Source organism: Microbacterium barkeri (assembly GCF_027921765.1).
In the GTDB taxonomy this organism is placed as follows: domain Bacteria; phylum Actinomycetota; class Actinomycetes; order Actinomycetales; family Microbacteriaceae; genus Microbacterium; species Microbacterium barkeri.
The window spans coordinates 1-883 of record NZ_BSEJ01000037.1 but is presented as its reverse complement, the minus strand read 5'-3'; the positions used below and the strand labels follow the sequence as shown (position 1 = coordinate 883).

Sequence of the window (883 nt, the reverse complement as noted above, 5' to 3'; positions counted from 1 at the left end):
TGTATCCGGCGGGGCTGGTCCATTCCAGGACCCCGTCGCCGAGCTGCCTGACCTGCCAGGGCGTGTGGTGCTTGTCCTGGTGGCACCCCTCGCACAGGCAGGCGAGATTGCCCACGTCCGTGACACCGCCCTGGGCGTACGGGATGGTGTGGTCCAGGTCGGCGGTGATCGCGAGGTTGCGGCACCCGGGGGTGCGGCAGCGTTCGTCGCGGGCGAGGAGGTACCGCTTCTGCGCGGCCGTGGGGGTGTACCGGTCGACGGTGAGCAGCGCCCCGGTGTCGGGGTGGCAGAACACCCGCTCCCACCCGGCCGCGTTCCCCGCGAGCTTGCGGGCGGTGTCCGCGTCGATCGGCCCGTACCCGGCCAGGAACCCCGGCTCGTCATCCAGCCCCGCCAGTGTCGTGGCCGCGACGGTGACCTGCACCACCGCCCGCACCCGCGACAGCACCCGGTCCAGATCCCCCGTCAAGCCCCGCACCGACGGCGGCGCCCCACGGGGAGGATCCACGTCCGGAGGCGATCCGTCCGGGGGTGAGGCTCCGGGACCTCGCGCGTGGTCAGCGTCGGCCGTGCCGGGCGGATCGGATTCCGTCCCGTCGTCCTCGGTGCCCGCATCGGGGGCCGCCCAGTCCGTGTCCGCGGTCGCACCCGCGGCATCCGCTTCGGGCGCCGTCGTGCCCGTTCCCGCGTCCGCGGGGTCCGCGCCAGCCGCGCCGGGAGCCGTCGAACCCGCGGAGGGCTCCGTCGACCCCGTCGCGCCCGCGTCCGCATCGCCGACATCCGTCGCGTCCGTGCCGTCTGCGTTCGTGTCTATGCTCCAGGGGGCGGGGTTGTCGTCCGGGTCGCTGCACAGGGCGGACAGGACCTCCACGGCGAGGTCCGA

The 883-nt window shown here is 74.6% G+C and carries 1 protein-coding gene; it reads right to left on the bottom strand.

The features are described from left to right. Nucleotides 1–427 (bottom strand): HNH endonuclease signature motif containing protein (locus PKE79_RS16475; protein ID WP_271174784.1); only part of this gene is annotated, 427 nt, incomplete at its 3' end. Between the last annotated feature and the right edge of the window lie 456 nt (nucleotides 428–883).